This window comes from Candidatus Tisiphia endosymbiont of Thecophora atra (assembly GCF_964026395.1).
Taxonomy (GTDB): domain Bacteria; phylum Pseudomonadota; class Alphaproteobacteria; order Rickettsiales; family Rickettsiaceae; genus Tisiphia.
In genome coordinates, this window is record NZ_OZ032145.1 from 819,724 (window position 1) to 838,219 (window position 18,496).

Annotated in this window: 17 protein-coding genes, 2 tRNA genes and 1 pseudogene; 9 read left to right on the plus strand and 11 right to left on the minus strand. The window is 33.3% G+C overall.

From position 1 onward, the window contains the following. Positions 1 to 16: 16 nt before the first annotated feature. The 7 genes and pseudogenes from ftsZ to AAGD45_RS04070 form a co-directional block, all read left to right on the plus strand. A pseudogene (gene ftsZ, locus AAGD45_RS04035) lies at positions 17 to 989 on the plus strand (cell division protein FtsZ); the annotation flags it as partial. Positions 990 to 1,525: 536 nt separating this feature from the next. Beyond that, the gene (locus AAGD45_RS04040; RefSeq protein WP_341762107.1) at positions 1,526 to 2,395 is read left to right on the plus strand and encodes a TIGR01459 family HAD-type hydrolase; all 870 of its coding nucleotides are present in this window, start codon (positions 1,526 to 1,528) and stop codon (positions 2,393 to 2,395) included. 390 nt (positions 2,396 to 2,785) lie between these two features. After that, positions 2,786 to 2,870: transfer RNA gene (locus AAGD45_RS04045), tRNA-Leu, on the plus strand. Between the two features lie 291 nt (positions 2,871 to 3,161). Beyond that, entirely contained in the window at positions 3,162 to 4,532 is a 1,371-nt protein-coding gene (mgtE, locus tag AAGD45_RS04050) for a magnesium transporter (protein ID WP_341762108.1), read from the plus strand. Positions 4,533 to 5,117: 585 nt separating this feature from the next. After that, positions 5,118 to 5,423, plus strand: a complete 306-nt coding sequence (locus AAGD45_RS04060) for an HU family DNA-binding protein (protein ID WP_341752074.1) — start codon at positions 5,118 to 5,120, stop codon at positions 5,421 to 5,423. Between the two features lie 129 nt (positions 5,424 to 5,552). Next, positions 5,553 to 5,792: a membrane protein insertion efficiency factor YidD gene (gene yidD, locus AAGD45_RS04065; RefSeq protein ID WP_341762207.1), complete on the plus strand. Its 240-nt coding sequence runs from the start codon at positions 5,553 to 5,555 to the stop codon at positions 5,790 to 5,792. Positions 5,793 to 6,179: 387 nt separating this feature from the next. Next, positions 6,180 to 6,311 (plus strand): hypothetical protein, encoded by a 132-nt coding sequence (locus AAGD45_RS04070; RefSeq protein ID WP_341762110.1) that lies wholly within the window; start codon positions 6,180 to 6,182, stop codon positions 6,309 to 6,311. A 161-nt stretch (positions 6,312 to 6,472) separates the two neighbouring features. Here the strand turns inward: AAGD45_RS04070 and blaOXA are convergent, their stop codons facing one another. The 9 genes from blaOXA to AAGD45_RS04115 form a co-directional block, all read right to left on the minus strand. Then, entirely contained in the window at positions 6,473 to 7,261 is a 789-nt protein-coding gene (gene blaOXA, locus AAGD45_RS04075; RefSeq protein ID WP_341762111.1) for a class D beta-lactamase, read from the minus strand. Positions 7,262 to 7,268: 7 nt separating this feature from the next. Continuing rightward, positions 7,269 to 7,973 (minus strand): cyclase family protein, encoded by a 705-nt coding sequence (locus AAGD45_RS04080; protein WP_341762112.1) that lies wholly within the window; start codon positions 7,971 to 7,973, stop codon positions 7,269 to 7,271. Between the two features lie 19 nt (positions 7,974 to 7,992). Continuing rightward, complete coding sequence (nuoL, locus tag AAGD45_RS04085; RefSeq protein WP_341762113.1) at positions 7,993 to 9,918, minus strand: NADH-quinone oxidoreductase subunit L; 1,926 nt, start codon at positions 9,916 to 9,918, stop codon at positions 7,993 to 7,995. Positions 9,919 to 9,923: 5 nt separating this feature from the next. Next, positions 9,924 to 10,235, minus strand: a complete 312-nt coding sequence (gene nuoK / locus AAGD45_RS04090; RefSeq protein ID WP_341762114.1) for an NADH-quinone oxidoreductase subunit NuoK — start codon at positions 10,233 to 10,235, stop codon at positions 9,924 to 9,926. Next, positions 10,228 to 10,842, minus strand: a complete 615-nt coding sequence (locus AAGD45_RS04095; RefSeq protein ID WP_341762115.1) for an NADH-quinone oxidoreductase subunit J — start codon at positions 10,840 to 10,842, stop codon at positions 10,228 to 10,230. Before AAGD45_RS04095 ends, nuoK begins: the two co-directional genes overlap by 8 nt. 2 nt (positions 10,843 to 10,844) lie before the next feature. Next, positions 10,845 to 11,324: an NADH-quinone oxidoreductase subunit NuoI gene (nuoI, locus tag AAGD45_RS04100; protein ID WP_341754835.1), complete on the minus strand. Its 480-nt coding sequence runs from the start codon at positions 11,322 to 11,324 to the stop codon at positions 10,845 to 10,847. A gap of 89 nt (positions 11,325 to 11,413) precedes the next feature. Then, positions 11,414 to 12,136, minus strand: coding sequence for a phosphoribosylaminoimidazolesuccinocarboxamide synthase (locus tag AAGD45_RS04105; protein WP_341762116.1), 723 nt, complete (start codon positions 12,134 to 12,136; stop codon positions 11,414 to 11,416). A gap of 59 nt (positions 12,137 to 12,195) precedes the next feature. Beyond that, positions 12,196 to 12,837 (minus strand): exopolysaccharide biosynthesis protein, encoded by a 642-nt coding sequence (locus AAGD45_RS04110; RefSeq protein ID WP_341762117.1) that lies wholly within the window; start codon positions 12,835 to 12,837, stop codon positions 12,196 to 12,198. A gap of 433 nt (positions 12,838 to 13,270) precedes the next feature. Continuing rightward, positions 13,271 to 13,519, minus strand: coding sequence for a palindromic element RPE1 domain-containing protein (locus AAGD45_RS04115; RefSeq protein ID WP_341762118.1), 249 nt, complete (start codon positions 13,517 to 13,519; stop codon positions 13,271 to 13,273). Positions 13,520 to 13,597: 78 nt separating this feature from the next. Here AAGD45_RS04115 and AAGD45_RS04120 point away from each other — a divergent pair, with 78 nt between their 5' ends. Beyond that, the gene (locus AAGD45_RS04120; RefSeq protein WP_341762119.1) at positions 13,598 to 14,905 is read left to right on the plus strand and encodes a nitrate/sulfonate/bicarbonate ABC transporter ATP-binding protein; all 1,308 of its coding nucleotides are present in this window, start codon (positions 13,598 to 13,600) and stop codon (positions 14,903 to 14,905) included. Positions 14,906 to 15,716: 811 nt separating this feature from the next. On the opposite strand, the gene tolB is transcribed toward AAGD45_RS04120, so the two are convergent. Together tolB and AAGD45_RS04135 are read right to left on the minus strand one after the other, a co-directional pair. Continuing rightward, a complete protein-coding gene (gene tolB, locus AAGD45_RS04130; protein WP_341762209.1) occupies positions 15,717 to 16,949 on the minus strand; it encodes a Tol-Pal system beta propeller repeat protein TolB in 1,233 nt (410 codons plus the stop codon). Positions 16,950 to 17,143: 194 nt separating this feature from the next. Next, a tRNA-Val gene (locus AAGD45_RS04135) sits at positions 17,144 to 17,220 on the minus strand. Positions 17,221 to 17,498: 278 nt separating this feature from the next. Here AAGD45_RS04135 and cmk point away from each other — a divergent pair. Then, the gene (gene cmk, locus AAGD45_RS04140) at positions 17,499 to 18,161 is read left to right on the plus strand and encodes a (d)CMP kinase (RefSeq protein WP_341762120.1); all 663 of its coding nucleotides are present in this window, start codon (positions 17,499 to 17,501) and stop codon (positions 18,159 to 18,161) included. Positions 18,162 to 18,496 lie beyond the last annotated feature (335 nt).

Here is an 18,496-nt window from a genome sequence, read left to right on the forward strand (position 1 = left end):
CAGGTAGAGTATTATTATGGCTTTACATTTCAAAGCACCAGAGAATATAGTTCTTAAACCAGTTATTACAGTATTTGGTGTTGGGGGAGCTGGTGGTAATGCGGTAAATAATATGGTACTTGCAAAATTACAAGGAGCAAATTTTGTCGTTGCTAATACTGATGCACAATCACTAGAACATTCTTTATGTGATAATAAAATACAGTTAGGAGTTGCTATTACTAAGGGTCTTGGAGCTGGTGCATCTCCAGAGATTGGTGCTTTAGCCGCTGAAGAATCAGCTGACGAGATTAAAGGATACTTAGAGGGTAGCAATATGGTGTTTATCACTGCTGGGATGGGTGGAGGCACTGGTACAGGTGCTTCTCCGGTCGTTGCAAAGATAGCCAAGGAACTAGGAATTCTTACTGTCGGAGTGGTAACTAAGCCTTTTCATTTTGAAGGAAAGCATAGGATTAGAACTGCCGAGCAAGGTTTACTAGATTTACAGAAATTTGTTGATACTTTGATAGTAATACCGAATCAAAATTTATTTCGTATAGCAAATGAGAGTACTACATTTGCAGATGCCTTTAAAATGGCAGATGATGTATTACATGCTGGAGTTAGAGGGGTTACTGATTTGATGATCATGCCAGGGCTTATCAATCTAGATTTTGCCGACATTAGAACGGTGATGAGCGAAATGGGTAAAGCTATGATGGGTACTGGGGAATCCTCTGGCGAGGATAGGGCAGTTAAAGCTGCTGAAGCAGCTATCTCTAACCCATTATTAGATCATAACTCAATGCGTGGTGCTAGGGGGGTTTTAATTAACATTACTGGTGGTACGGATATGACATTATTTGAAGTTGATAGTGCTGCTAATAGAATTAGAGAAGAAGTGGGTGATAGCGATGCTAATATTATTTTCGGCTCTACGTTTAATCCAGAATTAAATGGTGTTATTAGAGTATCGGTAGTTGCTACTGGTATTGATGCTGATCACTCAATAAGTAGCAAATCCCAACCTATTGAATTAATAGCAAGTACTACTACGAGTTCTGAACAGATGGATAGTCAGTCCAATTCGATAGAAACAACAATATTAGAAGAAATTCCAGATTTTGCTCAATATACTGGCGAAAAGCCTAGTTTAGTGGATTCTGAAACACAACATTTAAATTTAAGTGTTCAAGCAACATCAATTGATATGCTAAATCAGCAAACTATAAGCAGTAATGATGCAAAATCATCTTTACTAAGTAGAATGTGGAATTCACTCAGATCTAATACTACTCAAACTCAGGAGCAAATAAAAAAGCCTACACCGCCTATTCCTCAGAAGGATAATATAGAAGTTGATATCCATGATATTCCAACCTTTCTAAGGAAACCAAAATAATTTGTTAACATAATTTATTTTTTTATGAGAGATTTTTTAGGGTGGGCTTTTAAATTACCCTACAATTTTTAACAAATATATTTTACTAAAAATATTTATTGTCTATTATCATCAGATTATCCTATAAGTATAGTGTGTAAAATGACAAAACTAGATTTTAGACATATTTCATCTGTAATAGATGATTATGATGTTTTTTTATTTGATCTTTGGGGAGTGGTAGTAGAAGGTAACCAAATTTATCCCGGAGTAGTTGACAATATTAACAAGATACTTAAACAACAAAAGAAAGTTTTTTTTGTTACTAATGCCCCACGCAACACATTTTCCTTATTTACCAAAATTAACAGCTGGGGCATTAACGCAACGAAAGAAATGATTATTAGTTCTGGTGAAGTAGCAATTGATATGATACTAGAAAGTGATAAAAGATTTGGTATAACAAATCCTATGGTTTATCATCTTGGTCAAGAAAGTAATGATCTTATGCAGGGATTACAGACACCTAGCACCACAAACATAAATGAAGCTAATATTTTGCTGTTAACGCTTTATCGTGATGAAGAAAAAAATTTAAATTTAGATGAGTTTGACGATTTATTAAAAACTGCAGTTAAAAGAAACATGATTAGCATATGTGCAAACCCAGATCTTGGAATTAGGCAACAAGGAGTACAGAGATATTGTGCTGGATACTTTGCTGCAAAAATAAAACAATTTGGTGGTGAAGTAATTTTTACCGGCAAACCCTATATAGAAATATATCATAAAGTATTAAACCAATTACCAAATATTGCATTGAAACGTATTCTTATGATAGGCGATACTTTCTATACTGATATTTTAGGGGCAAATAAAGTAGGAATTAATTCAGCTTTAGTATTAACAGGTAATGCTACAAAGTTTCATAACCAGTATCATACTATTGAAGAAAAAATGTACCATTTGAAAATTGCAGCAACTGAGCAGGAAGTAATGCCAAATTTTGTTATTCAATTGACTGCAAATTGACTCGGATACTTGAATACTTTGAAGAATTGGCTCTTGCAAATACTTGCGGGGTATTCGCCCACAACTGTTGAAAGTTAAAAAACCGTCTATTAGCGAGGAGACCGTAGGTCGACGAAGCAATATATGACAAGCTTCATGGATTGCCACGCTCACGTACGTTCGCTCGCTAATAGACGGTTTTTTAACTTTCAACAGTTGTGGGCGAATACCCAATTCGGGATAAGAATTGACAAATTCTTATCCCGAATTCGCGTATTTTCAAATCCAATTCGTAGGATCATTCGAGTATATATATTGATATTAGTAGAATAATTTGTTATATACACTATTTGGATTAACCAAAATTATTTAGGCTACAGGAATAATTTTATTAAAAACTTATTATTAATTGCGGTCGTGGCGAAATTGGTAGACGCACAGCTTTGAGGGGGCTGTTCTTAACAGAGTGGAAGTTCAAGTCTTCTCGACCGCACCAGTTTTCTATATACTCTCAACTTAGTTGTCTTATAAAACCTAACATGTTAGAATACAAGTGACTCATCCTTCTTGGCTATTGAGGGTACTTTTAGAAAATTCAGTATATATACTCAAATCATTTGAGTATACTCGGTGAACTTCAAGAATTAAGGTCGTCGTATCTAAAAATCGAAGCTGCTCCGTTACTCATGTATGCTCTGCTGCTCGACTTTGCTACTGCCTAGCTCTTCTTGAAGTTGACCTTCGTACTAACTCTTGAAATCATAGCAGTATACTCAAACGAGGAGTTATGCAAAATCAATCAAAAAATATGTTGTCGGTTCATCAAAACCAATTTGACGAAACATTTGAGCATATTAATAATCTTCTGAATAATGATGAATTTGGCAAAGCAATAGAGATTATGAGTAATCTACACTATGCAGATCTTGCAGATGTTTTAGATAATATAAATCAGAAAACATATAAAACAATTCTTCCTTTGTTACAGGATACACTAAAGCCTGAAACTTTAGTACAACTTAGCGTGAACAGTAAACCACTTATAATGCAAATTTTAGGTGTACAGAAAAGTGTACAGCTAATTAATCAACTTGCTATAGAAGATGCTGTTGAAGTTATCGAGGATTTTGATGATCTAACAAAAGAAATGATCTTAAATAATCTCAAAGCAGAAAAAAGACAGCAAATTATAGAAGGCTGTACTTACCCAGAAGATACTGTTGGTAGGGTAATCGAAAGAAATTTTGTGTCATTTCAAGAAGATTGGACAGTAGCCACGGCTATAGATTTTATTAGACACAAACATATAGCACAAGATTTTCATGCTGCTATTATACTCGACAGTAAATACCGACCTATAGGTAGTATACTTCTAAGCACTTTACTGAAGCATAAAGGGGATAAGTTAGTAAAAGATCTTATGAATCCTGAATTTAAAATTACCGATGTATTTACTAATTTAAGTGAGTTAAGTTTTATTTTTAAACAATATGCTCTAACAATTGTACCAGTGGTGAATAAAAGTGGCAAGTTGATAGGTACTGTTTCAATAGATAGTATGCTTTACATCATTGAACAACAAACAGAAAAAGATATAATGTCACTCGGTGGCGTTTATACTCAAGATACATTTTACAATCTATTTTATACTGTGAGACACAGATTCCCTTGGTTATTTGTCAATTTAATTACTGCTTGTATGACATCGATAATTATTAACCAGTTTAGTATTACAATCTCAAAACTTATAACACTGGCAGCTATTATGCCTATTGTTGCTTCTATGGGAGGGAATGCCGGCACACAAGCCATGACAGTGACAGTGAGAGCACTTGCCAACAAAGATATTCACCATAATAACGTGCTGAGAGTGATTCTTAAAGAAATAGCTGTATGCGGATTTAACGGCTCTATACTGGCCTTAGTTGGGGCGCTATTAAGCTTAGCCATGCTTTCTGATCCAAATCTTAGCTTGATTTTCTCTATAGCCGTTATCCTAACTTTTCTAATTGCTGGTCTTTTTGGCTCAGTAATACCAATTACTCTACATTATTTAAATATTGATCCCGCCACTGGCTCAGGTGTATTCTTAACCACCATAACTGATTCATTTGCATTTTTTACCTTTCTTACTTTAGCTTATACCTTTTTGGTGTAAACTTGCCTTGTGATTATCGAGTTTAATTTAAAGTGCTACAAGAAGTATTGAAGTATTAGTTACTCACACCTTACGCATAACCCCCATGGCAATTTAAAAATTAGACTTCTTTCGAAACTCTACTTTTGCTGGTGATTTGTACGTCGATGCGGTACTCGAATCCTCACGTACATTAGAGTACGCTGCGGTTCTGCGTTCCGCGTCTCCTTCAAATCCCTCAGCATAAGCGAGTTTCGAAAGAAGTCTATTGTAGAAAAGTACAAGACGTCTATTAGCGTCACCGCTTTGCGGCTCTTCGTTAATAGACATTTATGCATTTTAAAACAAACTTTTCTATCATTATTTGTGGCTTTTAAACTGCCCTGCTTGAATGCTTATATGATGATGCTTGACAACCAGTAACAACAAATAGATATCTGTGTTAATAATATCAAAAAGAAACGTAAAGTGAAAATATTTTATAATATAGATAACTTTAATAGCTAATAATTATTGATTTACAACATCTATATCTATATCTTTACCTGATAGGCAAGCTATCATTAGCTGAATTAAATTAAACTAACTCACTTAAAGGAAAAATTTATGCACAAAGGTGAATTCATTGATTATATAGCAAACCAACAAAATTGTACTAAAGTTGAAGCTGAAAAGATTATAAATACATTTACCAATGCAGTTACTTCTATTCTTGCTGAAGGTAAAGACGTAATACTGATTGGCTTTGGTAAGTTTTACTCTAGTAAAGTAGCAGCTAGAGCTGGCAAAAATCCTAGAACTGGTCAGCCTCTTAAAATTGAAGCTTACGTTCAACCTAAGTTCTCTGCTGGTGAAAAACTAAAATCTGCCTGCAATGGACGTAAAGACTCAAAACCAAAAACTGCAAAGTAAGTAATATACTCAAATGATTTGAAGAATTGTTTTTTGAAAATATCATGGGTTCGCATGCTCACCATTCATTTTCAAATCCAACTCGTAGGATCATTTGAGTATACTCTTTTTGAAGTAACCATGATCAAAATGAAACATCGCTTTAATTTGTTACTCATACTTATTAGATTTTATCAATTCTTTATTTCCCCCCTACTTGGTGATAATTGTCGTTTTGATCCATCATGTTCAGAATATGCTAGATCAGCAATAAGAATGCATGGTAATATTAAAGGATTATGGTTATTTATTAAGAGAATAATTAGGTGTAATCCTTTCTGTCAAGGAGGATATGATCCTGTGCCTAATACTACCCAACCTGAAAATTAATTAGAAAAGTATAGAGCTACTCATAAAAACAAAATCTTCACGAAACCTAATTTTTCAAATCATTTTTGCTCAGTCTTTAACAGGGCAGTTTAAAAATCCCAACTAATGATAGAAAAGTTTGTTTTTTTAAAATGCATAAATGTCTATTAGCGAGGAGCCACAAAGCGGCGACGTGGCAATCCAAAAGTTGCAGTGGCAAAAAATAAAACAGCGAGCTTATATCTTAAAAACATGTTATAAGTAATTGTAAGAGGGTGACTTGAAGCAAGCTAGACTGAAATAGTCGTGAACAGAATAAGTACCCTCTATCGTTAAGTTTGCTTTGAACAAATTGCAGAAGGTACTGGATACAGTAGCCTTGCACAATAAGATGAAGGAGATTATACTATGAAAAAAATAATAGGTCTAGTTAATAATTTTAAACCTAAAAAAGTTGCGATAGTAGCTTGTATGCGTAAATTACTGGAAGTTTGCCATAAGCTTATTCAACAAAAACGTGTATTTGTTGTTAATCAATAATATTTTTTATTTATATAAAATACAGATAAAAAATATTTAATTTTTTTAAAAAGATAATTGCTGTTTATTTGGATCGCCACGCCACTTTGTGGCTCGCGATGACAACTATTTATTTCTATAATTTAGTATTTTATATCATTAGTTGGGACTTTTAAACTGCCCTAGTCTTTAATCAAATGTAGTAATTTTTCTTTTGCCTCTGCTTTAGCACGTAGGCTTGCATAAGTGTCTTGCTTACTGTCATCTATAATATGGTTTACAAATACAATAGTCCTATTATCTCTTTGAATCCAGCCAATAAACCACCCTTGCTGGAGGTCTAACTTCTTAGTTCTATTTTTATTAAGCTGAGAACCGTTGCCTGTTTTCCCATAAAGTTTCCAGCCGCTTGGTAGTTCCTCCACAAAGAGTATATTTTTTGTCATTTCATGAGATTTAAGACTTATTGGTAATTTGTTATCAATAAGATTCTGTAAGAACACGACTTGCTCTTCAGGTGAAATTTCCAACGAACTAGATAGCCATGAATTCGTTAATCCATTGTTTTTACCTTTATCACCTGAAACATTTTGATTCCCATAGTTAAATTTTATAACATAGTCTTTGAATTTACTCATCCCAAGCTTTTGCGTCAAAACTTGAGAATACCAAACACAACTATTTTGCATCCATGTTGTTGGATTGTGGGGCTGTTTCCACCTGTCAAGCCAATCTACATAACCTTCTTTAAATGGTAACTCAGGATGAGTCTCATCAACTAGCAATCCTTCTTCATATCCCATCAAACTAATGGCGATTTTGAATGTTGAGCAAGGTGCATAGCGTGATGCACAATCACCTTCTTGTTTGATAATTTTATCATTTTCTTTAACCAAAAAGCATTTGGTATCTGCCAGTGAGGATGTATTAAACAATAACCCTATGCTTAAATAGAAAATAAGTTTTTTCATTATACCCTCAAAAATTTAAATTTGTTTCTTCTTTTATTAAGCCAATAAGCCTTATTGGAGCTTCTGTTGCCCCTCTTACCTTAATTGGTAGAGCTAAGATACAGCTTCCTGTTATAGGTAGATTTGCCAAATTAGCAACATTTTCAACAATATATTTGCCATTGCCCAAAAACAATTTATGAACGGGAAATCCATCTGCTGGCCTGTCTGGTGACAAAGTGTCAATACCAAGTCCGCACACACCTCGTTTTGTCAGTATCTCCGCTGCTTCAACTGATATAGAAGGAAAAACGTGATTATTGCTATACTTTCCCGGATCACTCCAAAACTTTTCCCATCCTGTTTTGATCATCACAAAACTTCCCTCATTGATCATTCCGTATTGTTCTTCAAAATGTTCAATGTCCGTTAGGCTTAGACTATAACGCTCATGACAAGAGCTTGATACATCAATAACAACACAAGGAGCAACCAGCTGCGATAATGGTATTTGGTCAATGGTAGTACTACTTGGAATACAGTGTGCTGGTGCATCCATATGTGTACCAATCCCGGCATGCATTTTGAACTGCTGCACGCGAAATTCTTCATTCTGTCGGCAGTCAGAATAATCCAATTTAACTTCAATATTAAACCCACAACCTCCACTCCACGAAGGAGTCTGCTCATCAAGAGTGTGTGTAAGATCAATAATTTTGTATGGAAAAATCATGACTATCCCTACTTCAAACTTACCAAAAAGAATCAGTTCTCAATATTCCTATTATAAAGAAAGTAATATAAACAACTATACATAAAACTATGTATAAAGTGTAATTAAATACATAACCTGTCTGCGATCTACTCACCAAAAAACCAAAGTAATTTACCGTTTTGGCAAAGCTATTTGGACCAAATCTATCTATCACTCTTTGATCCATCAAATTGCATAACTTACTTAAGTTAGTTACTAATTTTACTATCACAAAGTCATAAACCTCATCAAAATAATATTTATGTACCAACAGCTTTTCTATAAATCCTATTTTTATTTTTTCTTTGATTCTTCTATAAAAATAAATCCCCAAAACAATACCTATTAGTCCCAAAACCATTGGTAATAATTTTATATAAAGAGGAGGATGAATTGTTAGTATTTGGTAAATATGAATATTAAATATACTATCAAGGAAATAACCATTTGGTTTGTCAAAAGACAATATATAATAACCTATCATTCCTGCAAAAAAACTACCTGCCACTAAAAGACTAAGTGGTCCATTCATGATATTGGGTGATTCATGGACATGATTGATGTCAATAGTTAATCTAGTTTTTCCATGAAATACTAATAAGATAATTTTCATAGAATAAATGGCAGTCAGAACTGCAGCAAAAATTCCAAGAATAAACACGATAGTACCGATACCACCGCTACTATATGCTAGCTCTAAAATAGCATCTTTTGAATAAAATCCTGCTAAAGGATAAATACCTATGAGTGCCAGTGATCCAATTAAAAAATTACAATAAGTAATTGGCATCTTATCTTTCAAACCACCAATCTTAAAAATATTTTGTTCGTGACAAGCGTGAATTACACTACCAGCTGATAAAAATAATAAAGCTTTAAAAAATGCATGGGTGACTAAATGAAAAATACCAGCATTATAAGCTGACACACCACAAGCAAGAAACATATAACCAAGTTGGCTACAAGTAGAATAGGCAATAATTTTTTTTATATCATCTTGAACTATGGCAATAGTTGCGGCAAATATACATGTAATACCACCAATAATGGCAATAAAGTGCAATACCCCTATACTATATTCAAATAAATAAGAACATCTAGCTACTAAAAAGACCCCGGCTGTTACCATAGTTGCAGCGTGAATAAGTGCTGAAACTGGAGTTGGACCTTCCATAGCATCTGGTAGCCATATATGCAAGCCAATTTGAGCCGACTTGCCCATGCATCCCAAGAATAATAGCAAACATACCACGTCAATTACTGTTGCTTTAAAACCTAATATACTTAATTGTATATTAGATAATGACTTTGCTTTAGCAAATACACTAGTAAAATCAACTACACCAAAATAAACAATAATGGTAATAATCCCAAGTATAAAAGCAAAATCTCCTACCCTATTTACTATAAAGGCTTTAATTGCTGCTTTATTCGCCGCTTCTTTCTGATACCAAAAACCAATTAACAAATACGAACAGAGACCAACACCTTCCCAACCAAAAAATAATTGTAAAAAATTATCTGTTGATACCAAAGCTAGCATGAAGAAAGTGAATAATGATAAAAATGCTAGAAATTTAGGTAATCCATCATCATCTGCCATATAGCCAAGAGAATAAATATGTACAACAGCTGAAATCCAAGTAACCACTATAAACATAATAGCGGTTAGCTGATCGACGTAAATCGCCCAACTTACTTTCATGTTACCAACTTCTAGCCATTTTGCTAAAATTATATGAATAATGGCTTTGTTTATGCCCACATTGTAAAATATAAACATAGATAATAAGGCCGATAAACTTATAGCAATAGTAGAAATGAAAGCTGCTTGTTTTTTGCTAAAACACTGACAAAACAAACCATTGATGATACCAGAGATTAAAGGTAACATTACTGTAAGTGTTGCTGCCGAAGCTATCATATCAATTAGCCCTTCATCTGATTTATATCACCCACTTCTATTGAGCCTTTATTTCTAAAATAAACTAGTAATATTGCAAGTCCTATTGTGGTCTCGGCAGCTGCTATTGTTAAAATTATTATACTAAAAATTTGCCCAGATATCTCATGTGCATAAGTAGAGAATGCCACAAAATTGATGTTTACAGCCAGCAGCATCAATTCAATCGACATAAGAATTGTTATAACATTCTTATGCATAAACAAACCAACCATCCCTATACTAAAAATGAGGGCCGACAAAGTTAAATAATGTTCCAAAGTAATAGTACTAATCATATTTGAGTCCTTCTATTCCCTCATTTAAATGTGGTTTGACCATTAATATGGAATTATCTTTATTTTTAGCATGCTGCTTAGCAATATCCTGCCTTTTAACTCCGCTGCGATGTCGAATAGTTAAGGTAATACAAGATATCATTGCTACAAATAGAATAATACCCGAAATTTGGAAAGGTAAGATATAATCGGTATATAATACTCGTCCAATGGCATGAGTATTAGTGACACCTGATTTTATCTCAAATTGGCTATTATCTAAAATTATATTTTTAGTACCTAACCAAATTATCAGGACAAGATCAGCAAACATAATAAGTGCAACAGCAATACTTATAAATAAGTTTCTTTTAAATTGTACAATAACATCGGTAAAACGAATATTCAACATCATTATAACAAACAAAAATAATACTGCTACTGCCCCAACATATATAACAATCAATATCATTGCTAAAAATTCTGCTCCTAGCAAAACCATTAGCCCCGAACCGTTACAGAAAGTAAAGATCAACCATAAGACAGAATAAACAGGGTTTTTACTGATGACTACCAAACAACTACTTATAACCATTAACCCTGCAAATAAATAAAAAAATATCTCCATAATTATCTATATTTATAATCATCATGTAACTTAATTGCTAATTCTTGTTCCCACATATCACCATTTTTCAGCAATTTTTCTTTGTCATAAAGCAATTCTTCATGGGTAATAGTAGCAAATTCAAAATTAGGGCCTTCCACTATAGCATCAACTGGACACGCCTCCTGACATAAACCACAATAAATGCATTTAGTCATATCAATATCGTACCTAGTGGTACGCCTACTACCATCTTCTCTTTCTTCTGCTTCAATAATAATAGCTTGAGCCGGACAAATTGCTTCACAAAGCTTACAAGCAATACAACGTTCCTCACCATTGGCGTAACGTCTTAATGCATGCTCACCTTTAAATCTTGGGCTTATCCTTCCCTTCTCATAGGGATAATTTATAGTTACTTTAGGTTTGAAGAAATACTTCAAAGTTAGACTAAGCCCTGAGATTATTTCAAATAAAAAAAAAGACTTTAGGTAACTAATTATTCTCATTTTATTATACACCAAAAATTTGTAGCACTAAGCATGTTTACAATTTATTTTTTTCTTCCTAGAGAAGGTTTTAGGTATACTACTTAACTTATATAAGTTCTATCTTTTAATAAATCAGCTATTGCCTGATAAGATTTCAGGGCTTTTTCTGGATCACTGGCAATCATTTCTGCTCCAAGTTTCTCATTATTATTCATATTCCATAAACGACAATTATCAGGGCTAATTTCATCAGCCAACATTACCATAAATTCCTCACCATTAAACACTCTGCCAAATTCTAGTTTGCATTCAACAAGCCTTATACCAATACCTGTAAATAATCCACTTAAAAAATCGTATGTTCTTATGGCTTTATGTTTTACTTCATCAATTTCTTGTTTACTTAACCAACCAAAATTTAGTATTTGGTGTTCATTAATTATAGGATGTTTTAACTCACTACTTCTAACTCTAAAATCGATAATTGGATGATCAAACACGTATCCTTCTTCCATAGAGAATTCTTTTACAAACCTACCGCAAGCTACTGTAGAAACCAATATTTGAACGGGAAAAATATCTACAGATTGTATTAATTGCTCACGCATGTTAATTTTTTCAATTAGGTGGTTATCTATTCCTACCATATCAAGTCTGCTCATTATGAAGGACGAAATATTATTATTCAGCACCCCTTTACCCGAAATATCAAAAATCTCTCCGTTTTCTAAAGTAATTTTGTCAGTAAACGCCATAATAAAAGCAAAATCTTCTTGTGACTGATAAAGAGCTTTACTTGATCCTTGATATAACTTTTGTTTCATTTGAAAAAGATTCTATAGTAGCGGCTTTCACCTTTTGTACAAATTTAATATTTATTATATCAGAAGAATAGATTAAATAAATATTTAATACTAATCCAGCTAGCAGAGATTGCTATAAAAGCTATAATAAGTCCAACTATAGAGGTAATAAATCCAAGAACTATAGTTAATCCGTCTCGGTTTAAAAGACCTAATGCCATTATTGTAATGCCCAGTGCAGGTATGGCGTTAGTTAGAGGTAAAGGTATTGATATAGCAATAGAGCAAATCAGTGATATTAAACCAATAAATTGTTCACAATATATAGAGGCTGCGAAACTAAATCTTGGTCGTATATATTTTTCTACAAATTTAATCTTTGGTACAATCTTGTCACTTATATTAATAAGTATATCATTGCTAATTTGATAATTATTAATTTTAGATGGTAAAGAAACTTGTCTAAAGCCAAGCAACATCTGCATAGATAGAATCATCAAAGGAATACCTACTATAGTAGTAAAACCTGGAGGATACGGCAGCGGAATTGCAACTGGTATTGCAAAAAAAAGTATCGTTAATAGAAGACCATTTTCATGAAAATCAACTAATAACTCACTAATTCTAGTCTTTTCTTTTTTTTCTTTTTGTCCTAATTTATAAAAAACACTAGATACTGTAGTTCTATCTAGTTGTTTATCTTTTGATGCAATGTTAAACATTTTTACTTAATTTTCTTGTAAATTATACTATATTTTAGATTATTAGAAAATAATTAATAATCAAAGAAATTAATTCCATCAATAATTTTCTTACGTTAGGTTATCTCAAAACTATGATTTTATAGTAATTGAGAAATGCACTACACCCCAATTCGGGATAAGAATTAGTTAATTCTTATCCCGAATTGGCTTTAATACAAGGAAAAATGCATTCTTAAAGCGGTTTTGCGAATGCATTTTAAACCTTTCTAAAGCTAAAAACATGATTTTAATTTTTTAAAATCATGTTTTTAGCAAAATATTAATTTAACAATCAGATGCAGAGCCGTCTCAAATCTGATTGTTTCGATAATTTTACCGAATTTGGGATAAGAATTGACAAATTCTTATCCCAAATTCGCACACTACGGAATGTAGCACAATTGTAATGGATTTAGCAAAGAATATTTACTTTATTATCATTAGACTTCCTGCATAATTCTACTTTTGCTGGTAATTTGTGCGTGATACCGGTACTCTGCTCCTCACGTACATTTGAGTACGCTGCGGGTCGAGGTTCCGTGTCTCCTACAAATTCCTCAGTAAAAGCGAATTCTGCAGGAAGTCTATTAGTGAACTTCAGTTTTGGATTAAAATTAAAAATTTTAATCCAAAACTGGCTAGAATATTCAGAAAAATGCATTCTTGAAGAGGCTGACGCGAGTGCATTTTAACTTTTTTTATCATTCAAGTTGACCATTTTACAAAAAGAGTAAGACCTATGAATAATAATTTACTTGAATTAATATCAATTACACAAAGTTTTACAAAAGATGATCATAGTACGCAAAAAATACTAGATAATGTTACTCTAAAACTAAAACCTAATGAGATAGTTGCGATACTAGGAAAATCTGGATCTGGAAAATCAACATTACTAAGAATTATCGCAGGTTTTACAAAACCAGTTAAAGGTAAAGTAATACTAAATAAAAAACCTGTTTTTCGTGATCGTTGTGATATTAGTATGATTTTCCAAACATTTGCACTTTTTCCATGGTTGACTGTTTTTGAGAATGTTGAGCTAGGTTTAAAAAGTTTCAATATTTCTGAGTATGAACGTCGCAAACGTGCATTAGAGGCCATAGATATGATAGGACTTGATGGTTTTGAGTCAGCATATCCAAAAGAATTATCAGGTGGTATGAAGCAACGAGTAGGTTTTGCTAGAGCATTAGTTCTCAGACCAGAGATTTTACTTATGGATGAAGCTTTTTCTGCTCTTGATGTTCTAACTGCTAATACCTTAAAGAATGATTTTCTTGATCTGTGGAGTAGTGGAAAAACTCAAATGCAGTCGGTGGTATTGGTAACTCATTCGATTGAAGAAGCAGTAACTATGGCTGACAAAGTGTTAATACTTTCATCTAATCCTAGGCGTATTGTATCAGAATTAGCAATTACCCTCCCTCGTTTACGTGATGTTCAAAGTATGGAATTTCGTACTATGGTAGATAAAATTTATGCTCTCATGGTATCAGCCTATGAAAAACCACCTTTGCCTGTTAGTAATAAACAGAAAGCTATTGTTGGCAACATCGATCAAAAAATTCATTTGTCGGTAAATGAACTGATCGGTAGCATTGAGGCACTTTCTGCATCGCCATATAAAGGTTCTGCAAATTTATCAGAATTATCTAAGATTTTTCACATTAACAATATGGGGGAAATTTTACATATTGTTGGAGCTTTACAAATATTAAATTTTGCTAATGTTACTTCTGAGAGTATAAAATTAAATAAACATGGCAAGCTTTTTTTCACAAGTAGTTTAGAAGATAGAAAAAAAATGCTTGCTCAGCATTTACTTGACAATATTCCTCTTGCATCCTACATTTGTGAAATTTTACATCAACGTTTAGATCATAAAGCACCTCTTTCACGTTTTAAGACACAGCTTGAGGATACATTATCTAGTGAAGATGCCACTATAACTTTAAAGTCTATAATAGGTTTAGGAAGATATGCAGAAATCTTCTCCTATGATGATAATAAAAAGGTTTTTAGCTTAGATAATCCAACAGCTTGAAAGTCGAATTGTATATATCGTATTATTTAACCTCAATTTCGGATTAATTTCATTAGACTTCTTTCGAAACTCTACTTCTGCTGGTGATTTGTACGTCGATGCGGTACTCGAATCCTCACGTACATTAGAGTACGCTGCGGGTCGAGGTTCCGCGTCTCCTTCAAATCCCTCAGCATAAGCGAGTTTCGAAAGAAGTCTAATGAAATTAATCCGAAATTGAGGTTAATAAGGTGATGTTATTGTGTTACAATAGATATCTTCGGCAAACTCTACTTCTGTCGGTAATTTGTGTGTGATACCGGCTACTGCTGCTCCTCACGTACATCATCGTCCGCTGCGGGTCGAGATTCCGTGTCTTCTTTAAATTCCTCAGCATAAGCGAGTTTCGAAAGAAGTCTAATACCATTTCTGAAAACTAATCATCACGTTGTCGTACTTCATGATCTCCGCTCCTCACGTACTAGTTGTACGCGAAGGTAGCCGACACTCGTACTCCGAGTAGCAATTTAGTTTTGGGAAATGGTATAATAACCTGAATTCGATGTAACAAGTTACATCGAATTCGGTATTATATATAGAAACAATCAGGTTTGAAGCGGTTCTACACCTGATTGTTAAAATATAATACTCCATTCAATATGTGATTTTAATAATTAAAATCACATATTGAATGATGAAAAAAGTTAAAATGCACCCGCAGAACCGCTTCAAGAGTGCATTTTTCCTTATAATAAAGCCAGTTCGATATAAGAATTATTAATTCTTATATCGAACTGAGGTTATAATATGTTTTTAAGATATAAGAACCTAGTCAATTTAACATTCTTGACCACTCAGGATCAGAAGCATCTTGAGGAGTAAGAATCTCTCTTTCGTTATAACCGGTTAAGTCAATGGAATATATACGATTTCTACCAGCTGTTTTGTTTCTAGAAGGCCAACCTTTAGCAAACATAATTATCCTACCATTGGGTGACCAACACGGACCTTCAACTAGATAGCCACTAGTTATAATTCTTTCACTATTCTCATCACCATAGGAAAGTGCTTTCATCACTCCAATGGTAAAACCCTCTCCTTTAGAAAGTTTAGTAAAGGCTATATAATCTCCTCTAGGTGACCAACTTGGTGCAGTATACATTCCCCCGCCAAAACTGATACGTTCCACATTTGAACCATCAGAATTCATAATATATAATTGTCTTGTTCCACTTCGATCAGAATTAAAAACTATTTTACTGCCATCCGGTGAATAGCTAGGAGAGGTATTAATACCAACACCATGGGTCAACTGCTTAGTCGCCATATTATTCAGATCAATTTCAAAAATATGAGTAGCTCCATTTCTTGCTATTGACATTATAGCCTTGTCCCCTTGAGGTGAGAATCTTGGGGCAAAGGACATGCCAGGAAAATTACCAACTAGTTTTTCTTTACCTGTTTTAAGATCACGAATGTAAACATGTGGTTTTTGCTTTCGTACATACGATAAATACATAATCTTATCTGCTTGTGGTGAAAATCTTGGAGTAAGAACCAAATTTTTACCGTCTGACAGATATTTATGATTAGCACCATCATGATCCATCATAGCTATTTTCTTTACCCGTTTTAGATAAGGTCCACTTTCTGACACATATACTATTTTTGTATCAAAATAACCCGAATCTCCAGTAATTTTCTCATAAATTTTATCAGCTATTTTATGTGCTACTCTACGCCATAAATGTGGTGCTATTTCAAAAATCTCACCTATAAGATCTTTTTCTAAGCTTACATCCCATAATATAAAACTAACCTTTAGCTTGCCAGAAGATAGCTTAGTAACCTCACCATTAATTAGCAGATTAGCATTAATTTGTCGCCAAGCAGCAAAAAGAGGCTTATGTTTTACCCCTAAAATTTGTTCTATAAAAGAAGCCGTAGAAATTGGGCGAAACATGCCAGAACTCTTTAGGTCATTAGATACTACGCTAATTATATCAGCACCAATTACACTATTCGCACTATCATCTGCATCAAATTTATTAATAGCTATCGGCATTGGATCAACATGTCCTCGCTCTATAACTATAGTTTCTATGGCATAACTATTGAAGTTAGCAACTAACAACAGTATAACACAAAAATACCTGACCACTAATACCACCTAGATCTTTTTTTAACATCAATTTGTATTTAGGTTCCGTTGCCAAAAACAACCTAAATACAAATTGATATTAATATATAATAAAAGTTTGGTGGGCGGTAGTGGATTCGAACCACCGACCTTTACGATGTCAACGTAATGCTCTAACCAACTGAGCTAACCGCCCTTGCTTTTCTGATTTAATTTTATACTTAAAACGACAAAGTATACTCTTCTGCTTTAAAGAATTGCTTTTTCAAATACTTGCAGAGTCTATCTAGTACTCACGTAGCAGATGTACACCTAGTCCGGTTACCCCTTGTTTGTTGTACCAATTCTTCAAATCATTTGAAATATATATCAAGTTTTCATGGTAACATGTCTAATCTATAATAGCTTCAATTTCAAGTTTTATTTGCATTATTTTAAATATTCAGCTAGAATCCGGCATAAAATTATAAGTAAATGACCTTAAAATCTCAAGCTTTTGATATTAGCAATAATTTTGTAGTGGCACTGGATGGTCCAGCAGCATCGGGTAAGAGTACAATTGGGCAAATGTTAGCACAAAAACTTAAGCTTACTTACTTTCAATCAAGTATTGTATATAGAAGCCTTGCTATTTCTTGTATAAACCAAAAAATTGATCTTACTGACATAAATGGAATAATTGAATTATCCAAATCTACGGAATATGTACAAAATTCAGAACTTGATAGTGAGATTGTAGGTAATGTAGCATCAAAAATTGCTGTTATACCGGAAGTAAGAAATAATCTAGGAAAATATCTAGGAAAATTAATAAAAACAACTCCTAGAATTATAATGGAAGGTAGAGATATTGGAACAGTAGTTGCCCCAAATGCTGACTTAAAAATTTTTATCAGAGCAGATATTGTTATTAGAGCAAAGAGAAGATATAAAGAGTTGCAAGAAAAAGGGGGAGGATATATATTTGACACAGTTTTGGAACAACTAAAAATAAGAGACAAACGGGATATAGAGCGTGATATTGCTCCAGCTCTTCCCCCACAAGGAGCTTTAGAAATTGATACTTCTTATCTATCACCAAAAGAAGTGATTGATAAGATCATGGAGTTTATTTCAGTTAACGCGAATTCGGGATAAGAATTGGCAAATTCTTATCCCAAATTCGGTAAAATTATAGAAACAATCAGATTTGAGACGGCTCTGCATCTGATTGTTAAATTAATATTTTGCTAAAAACATGATTTTAAAAGATTAAAATCATGTTTTTAGCTTTAGAAAGGTTTAAAATGCATTCGCAAAACTGCTTTAAGAATGCATTTTTCCTTATATTAAAGCCAATTCGGGATAAGAATTGACAAATTTTTATCCCGAATTGGGATAGTTAGGTAACATCAACATATTTTATGTGCCATAGGTTGTTTTATCTACATTTTATTAACCATTCATAGTTAATTTAGTTGAATTTGATTACT

Bases quoted from the DNA above. Each gene is read 5' to 3' on its own strand.
- nuoK (WP_341762114.1), bottom strand. From the start codon at position 10,235: ATGATTAGTACTATTACTTTGGAACATTATTTAACTTTGTCGGCCCTC.
- AAGD45_RS04105 (WP_341762116.1), bottom strand. From the start codon at position 12,136: ATGAAACAAAAGTTATATCAAGGATCAAGTAAAGCTCTTTATCAGTCA.
- tolB (WP_341762209.1), bottom strand. From the start codon at position 16,949: ATGCCGATAGCTATTAATAAATTTGATGCAGATGATAGTGCGAATAGT.
- mgtE (WP_341762108.1), top strand. From the start codon at position 3,162: ATGCAAAATCAATCAAAAAATATGTTGTCGGTTCATCAAAACCAATTT.
- AAGD45_RS04115 (WP_341762118.1), bottom strand. From the start codon at position 13,519: ATGCATTTTTCTGAATATTCTAGCCAGTTTTGGATTAAAATTTTTAAT.
- AAGD45_RS04070 (WP_341762110.1), top strand. From the start codon at position 6,180: ATGAAAAAAATAATAGGTCTAGTTAATAATTTTAAACCTAAAAAAGTT.
- AAGD45_RS04060 (WP_341752074.1), top strand. From the start codon at position 5,118: ATGCACAAAGGTGAATTCATTGATTATATAGCAAACCAACAAAATTGT.
- AAGD45_RS04110 (WP_341762117.1), bottom strand. From the start codon at position 12,837: ATGTTTAACATTGCATCAAAAGATAAACAACTAGATAGAACTACAGTA.
- AAGD45_RS04080 (WP_341762112.1), bottom strand. From the start codon at position 7,973: ATGATTTTTCCATACAAAATTATTGATCTTACACACACTCTTGATGAG.
- nuoL (WP_341762113.1), bottom strand. From the start codon at position 9,918: ATGATAGCTTCGGCAGCAACACTTACAGTAATGTTACCTTTAATCTCT.
- cmk (WP_341762120.1), top strand. From the start codon at position 17,499: ATGACCTTAAAATCTCAAGCTTTTGATATTAGCAATAATTTTGTAGTG.
- AAGD45_RS04120 (WP_341762119.1), top strand. From the start codon at position 13,598: ATGAATAATAATTTACTTGAATTAATATCAATTACACAAAGTTTTACA.
- AAGD45_RS04095 (WP_341762115.1), bottom strand. From the start codon at position 10,842: ATGGAGATATTTTTTTATTTATTTGCAGGGTTAATGGTTATAAGTAGT.
- blaOXA (WP_341762111.1), bottom strand. From the start codon at position 7,261: ATGAAAAAACTTATTTTCTATTTAAGCATAGGGTTATTGTTTAATACA.
- AAGD45_RS04040 (WP_341762107.1), top strand. From the start codon at position 1,526: ATGACAAAACTAGATTTTAGACATATTTCATCTGTAATAGATGATTAT.
- yidD (WP_341762207.1), top strand. From the start codon at position 5,553: ATGAAACATCGCTTTAATTTGTTACTCATACTTATTAGATTTTATCAA.